1 protein-coding gene is annotated in these 245 nt (G+C 63.7%); it reads left to right on the top strand.

Annotated features, from left to right (window positions below; all coding sequences use genetic code 11):
* A partial coding sequence (locus tag C1X29_RS30200) for an MAPEG family protein (protein ID WP_146023339.1) occupies positions 1-245 on the top strand: 245 nt, incomplete at both ends.

Consider the following 245-nt stretch of genomic DNA (forward strand, 5'->3'; position numbering starts at 1 on the left):
GCCGCATGCCGAATGGGCCAACCGGTTGATGTTCGCGCATGACAATGCGGTCGAGAACCTCGTGCTGTTCGCGCCGCTGGTGCTGATCCTGAATGCGATCGACTATTCCTCGAAATGGACGGTGCTCGCCTGCGTGGTCTATTTCTGGGCGCGCGTCGCGCACCTGATCGTCTATGCGCTCGGCATCCCGGTGTTCCGCACGATCGCCTTCACCGTCGGCTTTGCCGCGCAGGCCGTGCTGGCGC

The sequence above is a fragment of the Pseudomonas sp. GW456-12-10-14-LB2 genome, assembly GCF_002884345.1.
Classification (GTDB): Bacteria; Pseudomonadota; Gammaproteobacteria; order Pseudomonadales; family Pseudomonadaceae; genus Aquipseudomonas; species Aquipseudomonas paraglycinae.